The sequence below is a fragment of the Hymenobacter ruber genome (assembly GCF_054783255.1).
Map to the genome: position 1 here is coordinate 1,265,382 of NZ_BAAGQX010000004.1, position 15,898 is coordinate 1,281,279.

At 62.8% G+C, this 15,898-nt stretch carries 14 protein-coding genes; 5 read left to right on the forward strand and 9 right to left on the reverse strand.

What is annotated here, in order from left to right; all coding sequences use genetic code 11:
• Positions 1 to 13 precede the first annotated feature (13 nt).
• Positions 14 to 946, forward strand: coding sequence for a DMT family transporter (locus ACYVM5_RS15965; protein ID WP_460619105.1), 933 nt, complete (start codon positions 14 to 16; stop codon positions 944 to 946).
• An 89-nt stretch (positions 947 to 1,035) separates the two neighbouring features.
• On the opposite strand, the gene ACYVM5_RS15970 is transcribed toward ACYVM5_RS15965, so the two are convergent.
• A complete protein-coding gene (locus ACYVM5_RS15970; protein WP_460619106.1) occupies positions 1,036 to 2,415 on the reverse strand; it encodes an MBL fold metallo-hydrolase in 1,380 nt (459 codons plus the stop codon).
• 170 nt (positions 2,416 to 2,585) lie between these two features.
• Here ACYVM5_RS15970 and ACYVM5_RS15975 point away from each other — a divergent pair, with 170 nt between their 5' ends.
• The gene (locus ACYVM5_RS15975) at positions 2,586 to 3,929 is read left to right on the forward strand and encodes a T9SS type A sorting domain-containing protein (RefSeq protein WP_460619107.1); all 1,344 of its coding nucleotides are present in this window, start codon (positions 2,586 to 2,588) and stop codon (positions 3,927 to 3,929) included.
• A 128-nt stretch (positions 3,930 to 4,057) separates the two neighbouring features.
• The gene (locus tag ACYVM5_RS15980; RefSeq protein ID WP_460619108.1) at positions 4,058 to 5,377 is read left to right on the forward strand and encodes a T9SS type A sorting domain-containing protein; all 1,320 of its coding nucleotides are present in this window, start codon (positions 4,058 to 4,060) and stop codon (positions 5,375 to 5,377) included.
• Positions 5,378 to 5,456: 79 nt separating this feature from the next.
• On the opposite strand, the gene ACYVM5_RS15985 is transcribed toward ACYVM5_RS15980, so the two are convergent.
• Together ACYVM5_RS15985 and ACYVM5_RS15990 are read right to left on the reverse strand one after the other, a co-directional pair.
• Positions 5,457 to 5,915: a hypothetical protein gene (locus ACYVM5_RS15985; RefSeq protein WP_460619109.1), complete on the reverse strand. Its 459-nt coding sequence runs from the start codon at positions 5,913 to 5,915 to the stop codon at positions 5,457 to 5,459.
• Between the two features lie 171 nt (positions 5,916 to 6,086).
• On the reverse strand, positions 6,087 to 6,518 hold the full coding sequence (locus ACYVM5_RS15990) for a hypothetical protein (protein WP_460619110.1): 432 nt from the start codon (positions 6,516 to 6,518) through the stop codon (positions 6,087 to 6,089).
• A 272-nt stretch (positions 6,519 to 6,790) separates the two neighbouring features.
• Here ACYVM5_RS15990 and ACYVM5_RS15995 point away from each other — a divergent pair, with 272 nt between their 5' ends.
• Positions 6,791 to 8,374, forward strand: coding sequence for an amino acid permease (locus tag ACYVM5_RS15995; protein WP_198068913.1), 1,584 nt, complete (start codon positions 6,791 to 6,793; stop codon positions 8,372 to 8,374).
• Positions 8,375 to 8,445: 71 nt separating this feature from the next.
• Here the strand turns inward: ACYVM5_RS15995 and ACYVM5_RS16000 are convergent, their stop codons facing one another.
• Positions 8,446 to 8,661 carry a hypervirulence associated TUDOR domain-containing protein gene (locus ACYVM5_RS16000; protein ID WP_198076488.1) on the reverse strand — a complete coding sequence of 72 codons (216 nt, stop codon included), beginning with the start codon at positions 8,659 to 8,661 and terminating at the stop codon, positions 8,446 to 8,448.
• A gap of 178 nt (positions 8,662 to 8,839) precedes the next feature.
• Between ACYVM5_RS16000 and ACYVM5_RS16005 the strand changes: the two genes are divergently transcribed.
• Positions 8,840 to 10,885 (forward strand): RICIN domain-containing protein, encoded by a 2,046-nt coding sequence (locus ACYVM5_RS16005; RefSeq protein ID WP_460619111.1) that lies wholly within the window; start codon positions 8,840 to 8,842, stop codon positions 10,883 to 10,885.
• Positions 10,886 to 10,914: 29 nt separating this feature from the next.
• Here the strand turns inward: ACYVM5_RS16005 and ACYVM5_RS16010 are convergent, their stop codons facing one another.
• From ACYVM5_RS16010 to ACYVM5_RS16030, 5 genes are all read right to left on the reverse strand, one after another.
• Entirely contained in the window at positions 10,915 to 11,955 is a 1,041-nt protein-coding gene (locus ACYVM5_RS16010) for a hypothetical protein (protein ID WP_460619112.1), read from the reverse strand.
• Positions 11,956 to 12,069: 114 nt separating this feature from the next.
• Complete coding sequence (locus ACYVM5_RS16015; RefSeq protein ID WP_460619113.1) at positions 12,070 to 13,725, reverse strand: flavin monoamine oxidase family protein; 1,656 nt, start codon at positions 13,723 to 13,725, stop codon at positions 12,070 to 12,072.
• Between the two features lie 167 nt (positions 13,726 to 13,892).
• A complete protein-coding gene (locus ACYVM5_RS16020) occupies positions 13,893 to 15,470 on the reverse strand; it encodes a spermidine synthase (RefSeq protein ID WP_460619114.1) in 1,578 nt (525 codons plus the stop codon).
• Positions 15,463 to 15,678: a DUF350 domain-containing protein gene (locus tag ACYVM5_RS16025; protein ID WP_460619115.1), complete on the reverse strand. Its 216-nt coding sequence runs from the start codon at positions 15,676 to 15,678 to the stop codon at positions 15,463 to 15,465. The genes ACYVM5_RS16020 and ACYVM5_RS16025 overlap by 8 nt, the downstream gene beginning before the upstream one ends.
• Before the next feature lie 13 nt (positions 15,679 to 15,691).
• Positions 15,692 to 15,892, reverse strand: coding sequence for a hypothetical protein (locus ACYVM5_RS16030; protein ID WP_460619116.1), 201 nt, complete (start codon positions 15,890 to 15,892; stop codon positions 15,692 to 15,694).
• Positions 15,893 to 15,898: the final 6 nt, after the last annotated feature.

Genomic DNA, 15,898 nt, shown 5'->3' on the forward strand with positions numbered 1-15,898 from the left:
ACTCTCCCTACTTATGCCCAATCAATTTCGCGTTCACGCGGCTCTGTTTTTTGTCGCGGTCATTTACGCCGCCAATTATTCGTTGTCGAAAGACGTGATGCCCGTCTACATGACCCCGTTCGGCATCGTCACGCTGCGGGTGCTGGGCGCATCGAGCTTCTTCGCGCTCATCAAATACTTCGTGGCCCCGCAGGACAAAATCATCGGCTGGGCCGATAACCGGCGGTCCATCATCTGCGGGGTGCTGGGCATTGGAACCAACCAACTGCTGTTTTTTTCGGGCCTGAACCTGACCTCGCCCATCAGCGCTTCGCTGCTGCAAACCATCGCGCCCATCGTGGTGGTCATCGCCTCGGCCATTCTCTTGAGCGAGAAAATTACGCTGCCGCGCGTGCTGGGTATTGGGGTGGGAGCGGCCGGGGCGGCCTCGCTCATTCTCAGCCGCAACGCGCAGGCGGTCCTCTACCCGCACGCCACGCTGGGCAACCTGTTCATCCTGGCCAATGCCACCGTGTTTGGCCTCTACCTGGTGCTGGTGCAGCCGCTCATGCGCAAGTACCATGCGTTTACGGTGCTGGCGCGGGTGTTTTTGGTGGGGGCCATCGTGGCGGTGCCCTTCGGCTGGCGCGAGGCGCTGACGGCCAACTACGCCAGCTTTCCGCTCAAAATCTGGCTCGAAATCGGTTACATGGTGGTGTTCCTCACCATCCTGGCCTACCTGCTCAACAACTGGGCGCTGAAATACGCCTCGCCGGCCCTGCTGGGCGTGTATATCTACCTGCAGCCGGTGCTGGCCGTGCTCATCGCCGTGGCCCTGGGCAAAGACCATTTCACGTTGGCCAAGGCCGGGCAGGCGGCGCTCATTTTCCTGGGCGTGTGGCTGGTGAGCCAGAAGCCGAAAGCCGCGCCGGTGCCGGCCGTGCCGGAGGAAGCGGTGGTGGACTGAGGCCGTTGGGTGAACCTCTTGAAATGAAGAACGTCCTGCTTCGCGTAATCGAAGCAGGACGTTCTTTCTTATTACGAAGCCAGGAATTGCTAATGCGCCGTCTGCTTCTGGAAATCCGTAATCGCCTCGCCCAAGTCCAGCACCTCCGCGCCGGGTAGCGCGGCTTGCACAATGCTGGCCCCGGCCGCCGAGCGGTAGCCGCCCGCGCAGTGAATGAGGACGGGCTTATCGGTCGGAATCTCGTGGGCGCGCTCGCGCAGTTCGGGCAGCGGGATAACCAGCGCGTTGTCGAACACCGGCGTTTTGGCCTCGGTCCGGTTGCGAATGTCGACGATGGTAAACGCCTCGGGGTGCTCGCGCACGGCCTCAACCTCCACGGCCGGGGAGGTGGCGGGCAGGACCGAGGGAGCCAGCAGCGCCCCTTTGATATTGCCCTCGTAGCCAATCTTAGCCGTTTTGCGAATGACGGTGTCCAACGCGATTTTGGAATCGGCCAGCAGGTAGAACGGCTCTTTGGGGCCAACCACCGAGCCCAGCCAGGTTTCAAACTTGCCGCCGTCCTGCAGGTTGATGGCGCCCGGCAGGTGGCCGGCGCGGAACTTGGCGGCCGGCCGCGTATCGATGAGCAGCACGCCGGGCGTCAGGGCCGCGTCGCTGCCCAGGTGCGGCACCGCCCGGATGCTGTCCTCGAAGCTGGGCGCACCCTGCTTGTTCAGGGCCACGTCGTGGCCGAAATACTTGGGCACGAAGGGCTGGTCTTCGAGCAGCACTTTGATGAACTCATCCTGCGACATGGGCTGCAGGGCGTAGTTGGTTTTCAGCTCCTTGGCAATGGTGGAATCGAGGTCGGGGCTGGTGGTTTTGCCGCAGAGCGAGCCGGGGCCGTGGGCGGGGTACACCTTGGTGCTGCCGGGCAGGGTCATGAGCTTGTTGCGGGTGCTGCGGTAGAGCTGGGCGGCCAGCTCTTCGCGCTTGTGGCCGCCCACGGCCTCTTCTTCGCGCAGGTCGGGCCGGCCCACATCGCCCACAAACAGCGTGTCGCCGGTGAATACGGCGCGGCTCTGGGCCAACTCGTCCATCAGCAGAATGCTGATGCTATCGGGCGAGTGGCCGGGGGTGTTGATGGCGTGCAGCTCGTAGGTGCCCAGCTTGATGCGGTCGCCATCGTCGAAATTCTGGTGCGGGTATTTGGCCCCCACCAGCTTGCTGCAATAGATGGGAGCCTCGGTTTCTTCGGCAATTTCCAGGTGCGAGGATACGAAATCGGCGTGCGGGTGCGTCTCAATCACGGCCACGATGCGGGCCTCGTGCTCGTCGGCGAAGTCGTAGTAGGGCTGCGGGTCGCGGCCCGGGTCGATGATGGCAACCTGGCGGCCGCAGCGCACGGCGTAGCTGGCGTGGGCCAGGCCCTTGTCGTAAAACTGCTGGATTTGCACGGCCGAGGCCGTGCTACTGGGGAGGGGAGGCATGGGAGGGGAGGTTTGGAAGCTGGGTGGTTTGGTCAAATATAAGCAAGCGGCCGAATAGCAGTGGGGAGGCCCGCCCCGATAAAGCAACAAAAAAGTACCAGCCCAATGAGCAGGGTTTTACATCTTTCGTAATACTTTTAGAAAAATCATTTCCACATTTCCTGAAATTTATGATGACGTTTCTACGGGCAGCCGCAACGGGCACATGCCTGCTTATGGGCCTATCGGCCCAGGCCCAAAATATCTGGACGCTGCCCACCATGCCGTGGGTAGGTTTCGGCATACCGATTTCCACAAAACTGCGTACTCCTGTGGCGGGCGTGGTCTGGGGGCTACGGCAGTTTAATTACGCTGGTGGCCCAGGAAGTCCCATTACGGATACAGAGCTATACACTACTCCCGATGATGGCCAGACCTGGCAGCACCAGGTAGTAGCAACCTACGGCCTCAACTCGAACGGAATATATGCCGGCGACATGTGGGCTGTCGATGCCCAGCACGCCTGGCTTGTGATGTATAATAATGGCGTGACTTCGCTGCGTCGCACCACTACGGGCAGCGCCAACATGACTGTGCTTCCAACCAACGCCGTATCGGAGCATTTGGGCTTTATCCGGTTCTTCAACACAACCGATGGGTTTGCAATTACATTCTCCGGAACTTCGACGACCTTGCCGCTATACCACACCACCGATGGCGGCAGCAGCTGGCTGCCCCTGGTAGGAGCTCCCACAATGGCTCCCGGCGACTACGTTGTGGACTGCGTGGTGCTGGGCAATAATGTCTGGCTGCCAACCCACCTCGGAACCGTGCTGCGCAGTACCGACGCCGGCCATACCTGGAGTACATCGACGACGACCGTGGGCTTGCCTATCCGTGGTGTCAGCTTTTCTGACCCATTACACGGCCTGGCATACGCTGCCAACGCAACCCAGGTATCAGTAACTGCCGACGGGGGCCAAACGTGGACCTTAACTACTCCCAGCGGCCCCATGCGCTATGGCAATATTCAGGGCATGCCGGGGGCGCCGGGCGTGTATCTGAGCGTGGGGCCGTCCAGCCACAGCTACGACCCGACCTACGACCCGACGACTGACCTCAGAGGCACCGCCGTAAGTACCGATAATGGCGCGACTTGGCGTACAGTCGAGAATGTTCTTTTTCACGAAGCTCTATCGATTCAAAGCCCAACCAATATTTGGGCAGGCGGCTACTATGGCAGTGCGGAAGCGGCCCGCTACACCGGAGCCGCACTGGCGAGCCAGGCCAGCCAGCTGGTGAAACGCGGACTGGACGTGTACCCCAACCCCACGGCCGGGCCGGTGACGATTGCCTCGGCGCTGCCCATGCAGCGAGTGAAAGTGTACAACGCCCTGGGCCAGCTGCAACTCCAGAAGGAGCTGTCGGCCCCGGCCACATCTGCCGACCTAAGTGGCCTGCCCGCGGGCGTGTATCAGGTAGTAGCCGAGGGAAAAGCCGGGAGCCAAGCCCAACGGCTGAGCGTGGTGCACTAATCGATTTTGTGAAGCAGACCAGAAATTGGTGGCTTGCGACCCAAGCCGAATAGCCTATTATTTCGCGGCTAAACGATGGCGGAAATACGGCTGTATTTCTCACGCTTTTACGCATAATCGGCCCCTTCATGAAGCACCTCAACCAATTTGTTGTCCTGCTGGTTACCGGCTCGCTGGCCTGCACCCATGCAGCCCACGCCCAAAGCCCGTGGCGAAGCGTGACCATGCCCACGGCCACTTTTGGTACTTATAATCAGAATATCTTTCCGGCCCAGATGCCTGTGCCGGGGATGCTGTGGGCTCTGCGGTACCAGTACTACGGCTTGGGAAGTGGGGAGTCCCAGGTCATCAGTTCGGGGGACGGCGGCACTACCTGGCAAACCAGCCAAGTGGTTGGGTGGCGTAATTCCTACCCGTTTTCGGGCGAAGAATATGTTGATTTATGCGCCTTTGATGCGTCGCGGGCCTGGATAGTATCCCGGGACTATGTATCTGGTACCTATAAGTTGCTGCGTACAACTGCCGGTGTCGCAGGGTTTGCGCCGGTGGCTGGCCTCGCCAATCCGCGTCAGGTGCGTTTCACTGATGCCAATACCGGCCTGGCGGTCTGTGATGCGGCGACGGGCGCGGTATTCTACCGAACCACCGATGGCGGCACGACTTGGACGCTGGCCACCACCGCGCCCGCCCTGGCAATCGGGGAAACCGTGCGTGCCGTACCCATGCTGGGCGGTAAAATATGGCTGACCACCTCGACGGGCCGCGTCCTGACCACCGACGATGCCGGGCAAACCTGGGGCGCGGGCGTGTCAGGCTTCGGCGCCACATTGAAGCAGGTTACTTTTCGTACTCACGACAATGGACTTGCCCTGAGTACTACCGGCCAGCTCGCGGCTACCACGGACGGGGGCCTTACCTGGCTGCCGATTGTGGCCAGCGGGCCCCTCCGCACCGGCGTAATTGCCGGGGTGCCCGGCACTCCTGGCACGTACCTGAGTGGCGGCGGCAGCTTTCCGGAATACATCACCGCTACCGGCTCCGCCATCAGCACCGACGAAGGCCGGACCTGGCAAAGCCTTGAGTCCGGCTTCAGCCACCGCGCTTTCGTGGCGGCCGGCCCGGCGCAGGTCTGGGCCCTCGGCAGAAATGAAGTTGGGGACCATGACGTGTTTGCCCGGTACCAGGGGCCAGCGCTGGCCACCAGGACCAACGCCAATGCCACGAGCCCACTCTACCCGAACCCCAGCAGTGGCCGGGTGTACCTGACGGCGGTTGCAACCAGCCGTCGGCTGGCCGTGTACGACGGGGTGGGCCGGATACAACGGCAGCTGACCGTGCCGGCCGGAACCACCGAAATAGATTTAAGTGGATTGCCGGCTGGTAACTACCACCTCATGGAGGTGGGAAGCACGATGCAGACGGCCCAGCGCATCACTATCTGGCCTTAGCGACGCCGTGAATTCGCGCCTCTATCAACGAAAAAGCCCCCATTCGGTGAGAATGGGGGCTTTTTCGTTGTATGCGGTATTAGGCTTTGGCCTTCACCTTCATTTTGCCACCGTCGTGGCCTTTGCCATGACCGCCGTGGTGCTCGGCTTTCATCTTGTCCATCTTGGCGAATTGCTCCGGCGTCAGGATGGTTTTGAGCTGGGCCTCGTAGCGGTCGTGGGCGGCTTTCATTTCGGTACGGCCGGCGGTTTTATCGGCGGCGTACTTGGTTTTGAGGGCAGCACTTTCCTGCTGGCGGGCCAGCATCAGCTGTTCCACTTTGGCTTCCTGGTCGGCATTGAGGCCGAGTTCTTTGGCCAGTTTGCCGGCTTTGTGGTCGGCCATCTTGGCGGGGTCTTTCGGGCCCTGCTTGCCTTTATTGTAGTGGCGGTCAGTCTGGGTGGCATCGGTGCCGGTGGTTTTCACGGCCGTTTGCGCAAAGCTGGTGCCGGCAGTAGCAAAGGCGAGGGCGGCAAGCAGAAACAGGTTCTTTTTCATGGTGGCGAAAAGCAAAATTGGGGTGGTTGAAGAAGGGAGAACGCCAAGCCCTTGCGAAGGTGGCTTGGCTGCCTGCCAGGGTAATTACAAGCGTTATGCCAGCATTTTGTCGGCAGGTTCCAAAAGCTAATTCATCGACGCACGGCCGCTTTTCATTGACCAAGCGCCGCCTTATTCGGGTTGGCCGGTTGGGGCTGCGGCGTTGTTGGCGCGGTGCTCGCGTATTTTCTCGCGTTGCTCGTCGCGCATCTTGGCAAACTTGGTGAATTGCTCCGGGGTGAGCACCGTTTTAATCTGCTCATCGGCGCGGGCCTCGCTGGCTTTCAGGTCCTGGGCGGTGCCCAGCTTGCGGCCGCCGGTGGTGCGCTGCTCGCGCAAGAGCTGTAGCTGCTGGCGCTGGGCCATTAGGATAGGAGCTAGGCGGGTTTGCTGGTCGGCGGTGAGGCCGAGTTCCTTGCCCAGGTACTGGGCGCGGCGCTGAGCTAGCTGGTCAGGGGCGGCGGTACCGGCCTGGGCCGGGGCTGGAGCGGTGGCGGGCGTTTGAGCGAAGGCGGCGCCGGCGGTGGCCGCGCTGGCAGCAAGTATGAGGAGGAGCTTTTTCATGGTAGTTGAAGAGATTTGCTGATAGAGTAGCGAAAGTAGTGCCAGCAGGTTGGATGCACCGCGCCGAACCGGGTTTAAATGCCGTGATTTTGGCCCCGCGCCGGAGCGCGAAACCGGCTCGGCGCGGGGCCGGTGCCCCGGCGGTGGCAAAATGCTGCCTATATTTCGGCTCCGCCACAAGCGCCCGGGCGTATTTTCATTGCCCAACGGGCTTAGCGGGATTTTTAATTCCTTCATTTATTTCAAACTTCTTCCCTCTTTACACCAAACACATGGCAAGTATTTTCGCCAAAAAACCCCTGTCTGTGCTGCTGGGCGAGGCCAACTCGACCGGGCACGGCACGCTGCAACGCACGTTGGGCGCGGGCAACCTCGTGGCCCTGGGCGTGGGCGCCATCATCGGGGCGGGCCTATTTGTGCGCACCGCTGCGGCCGCCGCTCAGGCTTCCGGCCCGGGTGTCACGCTGGCTTTCATTGTGGCCGCCATCGGCTGCGTGTTTGCTGGCTTGTGCTACGCCGAGTTCGCGGCCATGATTCCCATTGCCGGCTCGGCCTACACCTATGCCTACACCACGATGGGCGAGTTTGTGGCCTGGGTTATCGGCTGGGCGCTGATTATGGAATACGCGCTGGGCGCGGCCACCGTCAGCATTGCCTGGAGCGAGTACCTCAACAAGCTCTTGCAGGTGTTTGGGACAAGTATACCGTATAATCTCAGCCACTCGCCCTTCGAAAGTGCGGTGGTGAACGGCACGCTGGAGCACGGCCTCATCAACCTGCCGGCCCTGTTCATCATTGTGGCGCTGTCGCTGCTGCTCATCAAGGGCACGCAGGAATCGGCCATGTTCAACGCCATTGTGGTAATTCTGAAAGTAGCCATCGTGCTGGTGTTCATCGCCGTGGGCTGGCAGTTCATCAACCCCGCCAACCACACGCCCTACCTGATTCCCGACAACGCCGCACCTGTGAAAAACGCCGCTGGCGTGGTGGTGCGCGAGTATACGGCCTGGAACAAGCACGGCTGGGGCGGCGTCCTCGGCGGCGCGGCCATTGTGTTCTTTGCCTTCATCGGGTTCGATGCCGTGAGCACGGCCGCCCAGGAAGCCAAAAACCCCAAGCGCGACATGCCCATCGGCATCCTCGGCTCGCTGGCCGTGTGCACGGTGCTCTACATTCTATTCGGCCACGTGCTGACGGGGGTGGCCAACTGGCGCGAATTCGCCGACCCGGCCCTGGGCGGCGAGGCCTCGGTGACATATGCCATCAAGGCGCACATGCCCGGCTACGAGTGGCTCGGCACGGCCGTAACGGTGGCCATTCTGCTCGGTTTCTCGTCGGTAATTCTGGTGATGCTCATGGGCCAGAGCCGCGTGTTCTTCTCGATGGCGAAGGACGGTCTCATGCCCAAAGCCTTCTCCGACCTGCACCCCCGCTTCAACACGCCTTATAAGTCGAACCTGGCGCTGCTGGTGTTTGTGGGCGCGTTTGCGGCCTTCGTGCCCGGCTCGGTGGCCGGCGATTTGACCTCGTTCGGCACGCTGCTGGCCTTCGTGCTAGTGAGCATCGGCGTGTGGCTGATGCGCAAGTCGGACCCGGACCAGCCCCGGCCGTTCCGCTCGCCGCTCTCGTCGGCCAGCTTCCCGCTGGTGCCCATCCTGGGCGCGGCCATCTGCACGCTCATGATTCTGGCCCTCGACTCGAACACCCTGAAACTGGCCCTGGGCTGGATGCTGCTCGGTTTCGTGGTGTACTTCCTCTACGGCAAGAAAAACTCCATGCTCCAGAAGGGCGTGGTGGTGGTGCCTACTGAGATGGAAGAAGAAGCCTTCATCAAGCCCGACCCGCACAACCGCTAATGGGGTTTGCCCTGATTCAAAAAAGCCCCGTCAGCTATTGCTGGCGGGGCTTTTTTTGATGAACCATTGCCTTAGCGGGATGCAGCTGCCTTCACTTCGCTTTTGAGCTTAAGCACCCGGTCGCCGTTTTCCTGCACGATGACGAAGGCGGGGTCATCGGCCGAGCCGTTGCGGTGGATTTCGCTGCCCTTGATGGTACGCGAAATAGGTTCTTTGTGCACCGACTCAATCTTGCCGGTGGCGGTGCCGGTGCCGTATTTCCAGGTGACTTGGGTGCCTTTGCGCATAAAACCGAGGGTAAACGTGGGAATTGTATCGTTAAATTGAGTTTGAACTACGTGTACTGCCAACGGCCGTTTAGCGTTGTCGCGATGGCCGGGCGCGGGCGGCGGGCCGCTGTACTCCGCCGTTTCGCCGTTCTTTTGCGTAGTTCAACCATGCGCGCAGTCTTTTTGCGCGCCTCTTATGATGTTTCGATTTCTGTCGCTGTTGCTCCTGCTGCCCTTTTTTGCCTCCGCCCAAACGCCCTTCGTGCCCGATGAGCGGGCCTACTACGGGCTGATTGACCGGGGCAGTGGGCGCTGCCTCGACATTGCCAGCGCCAGCACGGCCAGCGGCGCGGCGGCCGTGCAGTGGGAGTTCACGCACGCCAACAGCCAGCAATGGCGCTTCGTGCCCATCCGGGCCGGCAGCGAATATTACCGCATCGAAGCCCGCCACAGCTCCCAGTGCCTGACCGTGGACAAGCCCGGCGAAAACATGGGCCTAGTGCAGCGCCCGTTTCAAGGCAGCGAGCAGCAACAGTGGCGGCTGGTTCCGGCAGGTCCGGCGGGCAGCTTCCAGCTCGAAAACCGCAGTGAAGCCCGCTGCGCCGCGCTGGCAGCATCCGATAAATTCAACGGCACTCCCGTGGTGGCCCAGAAAAACAACGGCCGCGCCAGCCAGCAGTGGCACCTCTTCCGGCTGCGCCTGAACGTGCTGGAAGGGCCGTCGCCCTTCGGCCCGCCGCTGCCGCTGGCCGGCGGCGTGAACTCGCCCGGCAACGAGGTGCACCCCGTGCCGAGCCCCGATGGCAAGACGCTGTATTTTGCTCGGACCAAGTTTGCCGGTAACACCGAGGGCAATACCGACTCGGGCGATGCCTGGCTGAGCCAGAGCTCCGACCAGGGCAAAACCTGGGGCCCGCCCACCCGCCTCGACGGCCTGAACACTCCGCAGAACAACGCCGTGGAAGCCACCACCGGCACCGGCGGCCAGCTATTAATCGTGCGCGGCACCTATGAGCGCGACGGCACCTTCCGCGACGAAGGCCTGAGTCGGGTGGCCCAGGCCGCCGCCCTAGCCCCCGGCGCCACGCCCAAAACCACCCGCCCTGAAGCCCTGCGCATTGCCAACTTCTACTCCGCGGTGACGGGCACAGGGTTTTTCATGTCGGCCGATGGGCAAACGCTATTGCTTTCGCTGGAGCGCGGCGACTCGGAAGGCGGCAACGACATTTACCTGAGCCGACCCGATGGCAGCGGCGGCTACACCGAGCCCAAAAGCTTGGGCCCGGTGCTGAATTCGCCCGGCTTCGACTTTGCGCCCTGGCTCACGCCCGATGGGAAAACGCTGTATTTTGCCTCCTACGGGCACATGGGCTACGGCTCGGCCGATATGTTCGTGAGCCAGCGGCTCGATGACAGCTGGACGAAATGGAGCGAGCCGCGTAATCTCGGCCCGGCCCTGAACGGCCCCGGCTTCAACGCCTACCTAAGCCTCACGCCCGACGGCAAAACGGCCTATTACTCGTCCTCAACCACGCCCAACGGCACCAAAGACATCTGGCGCACGGGCCGCGCCGTACCGGCTGATTCGCTGCCCAAGCCCGTGGTGGCCGAGGCCAACGAAAACTCCGGCCGCGCTTTCCTGAGCGGGCGCGTGCTGGATGCCCGCACCAAGCAGCCGGTGCCCGGGGCACTGGTGAAAGCCAACCTGCTGGGCACCAGCAAAACCAGTCCACAATTCCTGGCCACCAGCACGGCCGATAATCAGGGCAACTACCAGATGTCGCTGCTGCCCGGCAAATACTACCTCTCGGCCAACGGCGCGGGCCTGCTCACGATGGGCGACACGCTGGTGGTGGCCGGCTCGCCCCGGCGCGATATCCTGCTGCTGCCCGCCGCCGTGGGGGCCAAAGTTGACCTGCCCAGCATCATCTTCACCCAGGGCAAGGCCACGCTGCTGGGCTCGGCCTACACCGAATTGAACCGCCTCGCCATTGCCCTGCAAGCCGCCCCCGCCACCGAAGTGCGCCTCGAAGGCCACACCGACAATGTGGGCCCGGCCGATAAAAACCAGCAGCTTTCCGAAGACCGGGTGGCCGAAGTGAAACGCTACCTCGTGGGCCGGGGCGTGGCCGAAAACCGCATCAGCACTGTGGGTTTTGGCGGCTCGAAGCCCAAATACGGCAACGACCGCGAAGAAACCCGCCGCCTCAACCGCCGCGTGGAGCTGGTGATTGTGAAGTAAGAAAATAGCTCGGACGCTGTGAGTCCAAGCTATTTCTGCCGCCGCCAGATGAACCCATCGAGCAAGTAGTGTGTGGATTGGGGCAGCGCCAGCAGGGGCACCAGCCACATGAGCAGCGCGGGGCTGGCAATGGGGGGCAGGTGCTGAAACCAGCCGAACAACGTGCCGTGCTCGCGCCACACCAGCCCATCCCACAACCCTTCTTCAAGAAAAGCGAACAGCACGACAGCCCCGATGAAAACGGCCAGCCCATAGCGTCCGGCCCAGGCCCCACGCCGGGCGGGGGCGGGCGCCTGGGCCGATTTCGGCCCACCGGCCCACACCAGCGCCAGGTACGGGATGCCGTGTGACACCACGTTGAGCAGCGTGAAGGCCAGGTCGCCGTTGAAGAGCACAATGCCCACGTACCACGACACCAGCGTGCCGGCCAGCAGCAGATTGCGCGGCACGTTGAAGGTGCGGGTATGCCACCAAAGCCAGCTTTCGCGGGCCGCGTAAGCTGCAATCAGCCCGACATAAAGCCCGGTGGCGATGGCGCGGCCCGCCGGCCAGTCGAGTTGTACAAAGTCCCCATCAACAAACCAGTTGAAGTTGCGCCCCGGCGAAAAATGCCAGTAGAGCAGCGGGTATATGGTAGCATAATAAATCAGCGCCGTGGCCAGCCAGTGGCCGGGCGCGGGGGCATCGTGCCGGCTGTAAATCCGCAGAAACCCGTACTGCTGCCGGATAAAGTGGAACACCGCCAGATAGGCCAGCGCCCGCCAGAACACCAGCCCGCCCAGGCTATGCAGCGCCACGCCCGCCGCGTAGCAGGCCACCGGCACCACCCACAGCAGCGTGCGCCGCTGCCGTCTTTTCACGGGGTCGAAGTAGGTCTGAAACAGGGTGCCGTACACGTGCGCCACGTCGATGAGCACCACCAGCGCCACCCAGGCCAGCAGCGGCATGGCCGCCGAGTGGCGGTAGGGTGCCGGCAGCAGCAGCACCACCAGCAGCGCCAAAAACGGCGGCGCGAGGATGAGCAGGCCGTCGTAGCGCGGGGAGCGAATCCAGGGTTGGGCCTTGGGCATGGGGGAAGAAATAGTTTGACCGTTTGTCATCCTGAGCACAGCGAAGGACCTTATCACGGTTGAGGTAAATGGCTTACTGCGAATTGTTCAACGCGATAAGGTCCTTCGCTGTGCTCAGGATGACAACCGTTGCCCCGATTTACTAACCGAACCCAATATTTCCCGCGCCGCTCGAATCCCCTGGTAAAATCCTTCTTCAAAAATCGAAATTCCACTGTAGTCGGTATGCGCAAAAAATACTCGGCCGCGCACCGGCTGACTGGCCGCCGGCCGCGACGCGCCCCAGAGCAGGCCCGGCGTGGGGGCCACCATGCCGTGGCCCCACACCCAAAGGTCGGCCTGCTGGATGTAGGGCGTCACGCCGGGGTGGTAGGTTTCAAGCTCGGCCACCACGCGGGGCAGCCATTCGGCGTAGCTGGTCTGGTAGGCGCGGCGGCGGGCGGGGCCGGGCATTTCGTCGGTGAGTGGCCAGTAGAGGGTAATGACTTTGGGGCCACCATCGTCCTGTTTAATTGACTGTTGGGTGGCGTTGATGTAGCCCAGCGAGGCGCTGCCGTAGCGCACGTTGTCCCAGCTCAGGGGACGGCCGGGGCCTTGCGGCAGGCCCGCCACCGTGAGGTTGGCAATGAGCCAGGGCGCGTGGTGCAGCGCGCCGGGCGGGGGCAGCTGGTGGCCCGGCACCGCCGCCAGCAAGTGCTGGGCAATGTGCTGCGGCGTGGCCAGCAGCACCTGCCGGGCGCACACGCGGGTGCTCTGGCGCGTGGCTACACTGTAAATCAGGGCTTCGATGCCGGTGGCAGTTTCGCGCAGGTCGTAGGCCAGGGTCTGGGTGTGGATGGGGGCGCTGGCCTGGCGGCGCAGGTTTTCAAGGAGAAAATGGTTGCCCTCGGGCCAGGTCAGCACGTCGGAGCTGGTGGCGTTGTGGGCGCTGCCCTTGCGGCTGGCGAAGTAATGCAGCCCGGCCCAGGCCGACACCTGCGCGGCATGAGCACCGTAGTCGTCACGGCAGGCATAGTCCAGATACCAGCGCAGGGCGGGCGCGGTGAAGCCTTCGCGGTCCAGGTAGGCGGCAAAGGAAATTTTATCGAGTCGGCGGTATTCTTCGTCGGTTGATGATTGGTCGAGCGGGATGCGGAAAACGTCGCGCCCATCGCGGCCCACGGTGGTTTTCAGCGTTTCGGTCAGCTTAAAAAACCGGGCCACCTGAGCCTGGTCGGCGGCGCTCAGCCCCAAAGCGGGCACAAGGCCTTCCTGCCAGTGGCCTTCGATGTTGAGCCGCTCCTCGGGGTCGTGGCAGAGGTGGTAGTCGTTGTAGATGGGCCGGCCGTCGGGCGCGTAGCCAGTGAGGGTGCCGGCCGCTTGCAAAAACTCTAGCAGCTCCGTGTTGCGCACGTCGGGCACGGGCAAGTAGTGCGCCCCCCAGGGGTAGGCAGAGGCGGCGTTGCGGCCGGCGCTGGCGTTGCCGCCGGTTTCGGGGGCCAGCTCCACCAGCAGCGTGTTGGTTTGGCCGTGTTGGTGCAGCCAGCGCCGCGCCGACAGCCCCGCCACCCCGCCACCAATGATGAGCACGTCGGTGTCAATAGTATTGGTGGGCGCGGGAATTTTACTCGGGTCGCGCAGCAGGTGGCCGGTGGCGGCATCGGGCCCCAGCAGCCGGCCTTTGATGTGGGCCAGCGGGTTGCCGGGCGCGCAGCCGGGGAGGGCCGGCAACAGCAGCGCCCCGGTGAGGGCCGCACTGCTTTGGGCCAGGAAGGAGCGACGGGTGGGCATGGGATATTATCGGTAGGAGGAAAAGGAAATGAATTAAGAAAACCGTCATGCTGAGCGCAGTCGAAGCATCTCTTCCGCTTCGTTGCAACGGAGTTGATTAGTTGCGCGGTAGAGATGCTTCGGCTGCGGTCAGCATGACGTTCCGGAAAGTCCATGCCGCCCCAAAATCAATGCACGTACGGCCCCCAGTCCTCCTCGAAATACCGCACTAGTACTTGATTATTGAGCTGGTTAACCTCTGTGGGTACTTCGCTCATGTCGGGCGGGAAGCGCAGCATGTCGTGAATGGTGGCGGGCGTGATGTAACGCAGGCCGGCCGGCAGCGGGCTCATATCGCCGCGCCAGTGGGCGTCGGGGCCGGCCAGCACGTAGCCCCACTCGCCAAACGACGGCACGTAGAGGTGGTACGGGATGGTGTGCAGGCCCACCGCCGCCAGCGTGTGCGCCACGCACCAAAACGACTGCCGGGCCAGAAACGGCGAGGTGCTTTGCACCACCAGCCGCCCGCCGGGGGCCAGTCGCTTGGCCAGCGCCGTGTAGAAGGCGGTCGAGTACAGCTTGCCGATGGAGTAGTTGCCGGGGTCGGGGAAGTCGACGATGATGGCGTCGTAGCGGGCCGAGTCCTGCCGAATCCACTGGTAGGCGTCGGCGTTGATAACCTGCACTTTGGGGTTGTTGAGTGAGCCCTGGTTCAGGCTGAGCAGCAGCTCGTTGTGCTGGAATAGCTCGGTCATGCCCGCATCGAGGTCGACGAGCTTGATGCTGGTCAGGCGCGGGTATTTCAGCAGCTCGCGCACGGCCAGGCCGTCGCCGCCGCCCATCACCAGCACGCGGCGGGCCTGGGGCAGCGCTTGCAGCAGCGGGTGCACCAGGGCTTCGTGGTAGCGGTACTCATCAGCGGAGCTGAACTGCAGGTTGCCGTTGAGGAACAGGCGCAGTTCGCGCGGGTTGCGGGTGAGCACAATGCGCTGGTAAACGGTTGATTTCGAATAAATCACTTGGTCCTGAAACGCCAGGGTTTCGGTGTAGGCCAGCAGCTTGTTGGCGAAGCCGAACAGTACCGCCAGCCCCAGCAGCGCCGCCGCAATGCCCACGCCAAAGCGCCGCCGGTAGGGCCGCGTTTCGGGGAAGCGGGCCAGCACCACGGCGGCCACGGCCAGGTTCAGGGCTCCGAAAACCAGCGAGGTCCGAATCAGCCCCAGCTGCGGCACCAGCACCAGCGGGAATATCAGCGAGGCCAGCAGCGCCCCCACGTAATCGAAGGTGAACACCCGCGCCACCAAGTCCTTGAACGGGTAGCGGTGCTCCAGAATCCGCATTAGCAGCGGAATTTCCAGGCCCACCAGCACACCCGTGAGGCCCACCAGCGTATAAAGCAGCAGCCGGAACGAGGCCACGTACTCGAACGACACGAACAGCAGCGGGGCCATGCACCCGCCCACCAACCCCACCAATATTTCGAGCCGGATAAACCAGCGCAGCAGCGAGCCCTCCAGGAATTTCGAGAGCCACGAGCCGATGCCCATCGCAAACAAATACGCCCCGATAATGGTGGAAAACTGCGTGACAGAATCTCCCAGCAGGTAGGAGGCCAGCGTGCCGGCAATCAACTCATAAATCAGCCCGCAAGTGGCAATCACGGCCACCGCCGCCAGCAGCAGGCCCGGCAGCCGCGCCTCGGGGCCGGCCGCGGCGGAGCCCGCCGGCGGTGCTTCCGCGGCGGGCACATCCAACAACTCAGCCATGAATGGCGGCGCTGATGATGAGGGCCACGGCCAGCATAAAGGCCGCGCCCAGAATGGCCAGCGCGGTATTGTGCTCTTCCAGAATTTCCTTGCGCAGGGTGCCCGGCGTCAGCATGTTAAACATATAAAAGCTGACGACCAGAATGATAATGCCCAGCAGCGAATAGAGGATGGAGGCCGCGAGGGCTTTGGCGTTGAGGTATTCCATAAGCAGGGAAGGATTATTTGTGGAAGTAAAGGCCGCGGCCGGCGTGACCGTGGCCGCCGGTGCCGGGCGCGTTCAGGGTTTCGGTGCTTTCGTTGTCGTCGCCGAGCAGGCGGGTGCCGGTGGCAGTGCCCCAGGCAAACCAGCCCAGCGGCAGCAGCAACAGTAGTGCGTAGAAGCGCACCGGGCGCAGAAAGTTGAGCAGATTTTCGAGCATGCTGGG

Bases quoted from the DNA above. Each gene is read 5' to 3' on its own strand.
- ACYVM5_RS16015 (WP_460619113.1), bottom strand. From the start codon at position 13,725: ATGCCCACCCGTCGCTCCTTCCTGGCCCAAAGCAGTGCGGCCCTCACC.
- ACYVM5_RS15965 (WP_460619105.1), top strand. From the start codon at position 14: ATGCCCAATCAATTTCGCGTTCACGCGGCTCTGTTTTTTGTCGCGGTC.
- ACYVM5_RS15995 (WP_198068913.1), top strand. From the start codon at position 6,791: ATGGCAAGTATTTTCGCCAAAAAACCCCTGTCTGTGCTGCTGGGCGAG.
- ACYVM5_RS16030 (WP_460619116.1), bottom strand. From the start codon at position 15,892: ATGCTCGAAAATCTGCTCAACTTTCTGCGCCCGGTGCGCTTCTACGCA.
- ACYVM5_RS15985 (WP_460619109.1), bottom strand. From the start codon at position 5,915: ATGAAAAAGAACCTGTTTCTGCTTGCCGCCCTCGCCTTTGCTACTGCC.
- ACYVM5_RS15975 (WP_460619107.1), top strand. From the start codon at position 2,586: ATGATGACGTTTCTACGGGCAGCCGCAACGGGCACATGCCTGCTTATG.
- ACYVM5_RS15990 (WP_460619110.1), bottom strand. From the start codon at position 6,518: ATGAAAAAGCTCCTCCTCATACTTGCTGCCAGCGCGGCCACCGCCGGC.
- ACYVM5_RS15980 (WP_460619108.1), top strand. From the start codon at position 4,058: ATGAAGCACCTCAACCAATTTGTTGTCCTGCTGGTTACCGGCTCGCTG.
- ACYVM5_RS16025 (WP_460619115.1), bottom strand. From the start codon at position 15,678: ATGGAATACCTCAACGCCAAAGCCCTCGCGGCCTCCATCCTCTATTCG.
- ACYVM5_RS16000 (WP_198076488.1), bottom strand. From the start codon at position 8,661: ATGCGCAAAGGCACCCAAGTCACCTGGAAATACGGCACCGGCACCGCC.
- ACYVM5_RS16005 (WP_460619111.1), top strand. From the start codon at position 8,840: ATGATGTTTCGATTTCTGTCGCTGTTGCTCCTGCTGCCCTTTTTTGCC.
- ACYVM5_RS16020 (WP_460619114.1), bottom strand. From the start codon at position 15,470: ATGGCTGAGTTGTTGGATGTGCCCGCCGCGGAAGCACCGCCGGCGGGC.
- ACYVM5_RS15970 (WP_460619106.1), bottom strand. From the start codon at position 2,415: ATGCCTCCCCTCCCCAGTAGCACGGCCTCGGCCGTGCAAATCCAGCAG.
- ACYVM5_RS16010 (WP_460619112.1), bottom strand. From the start codon at position 11,955: ATGCCCAAGGCCCAACCCTGGATTCGCTCCCCGCGCTACGACGGCCTG.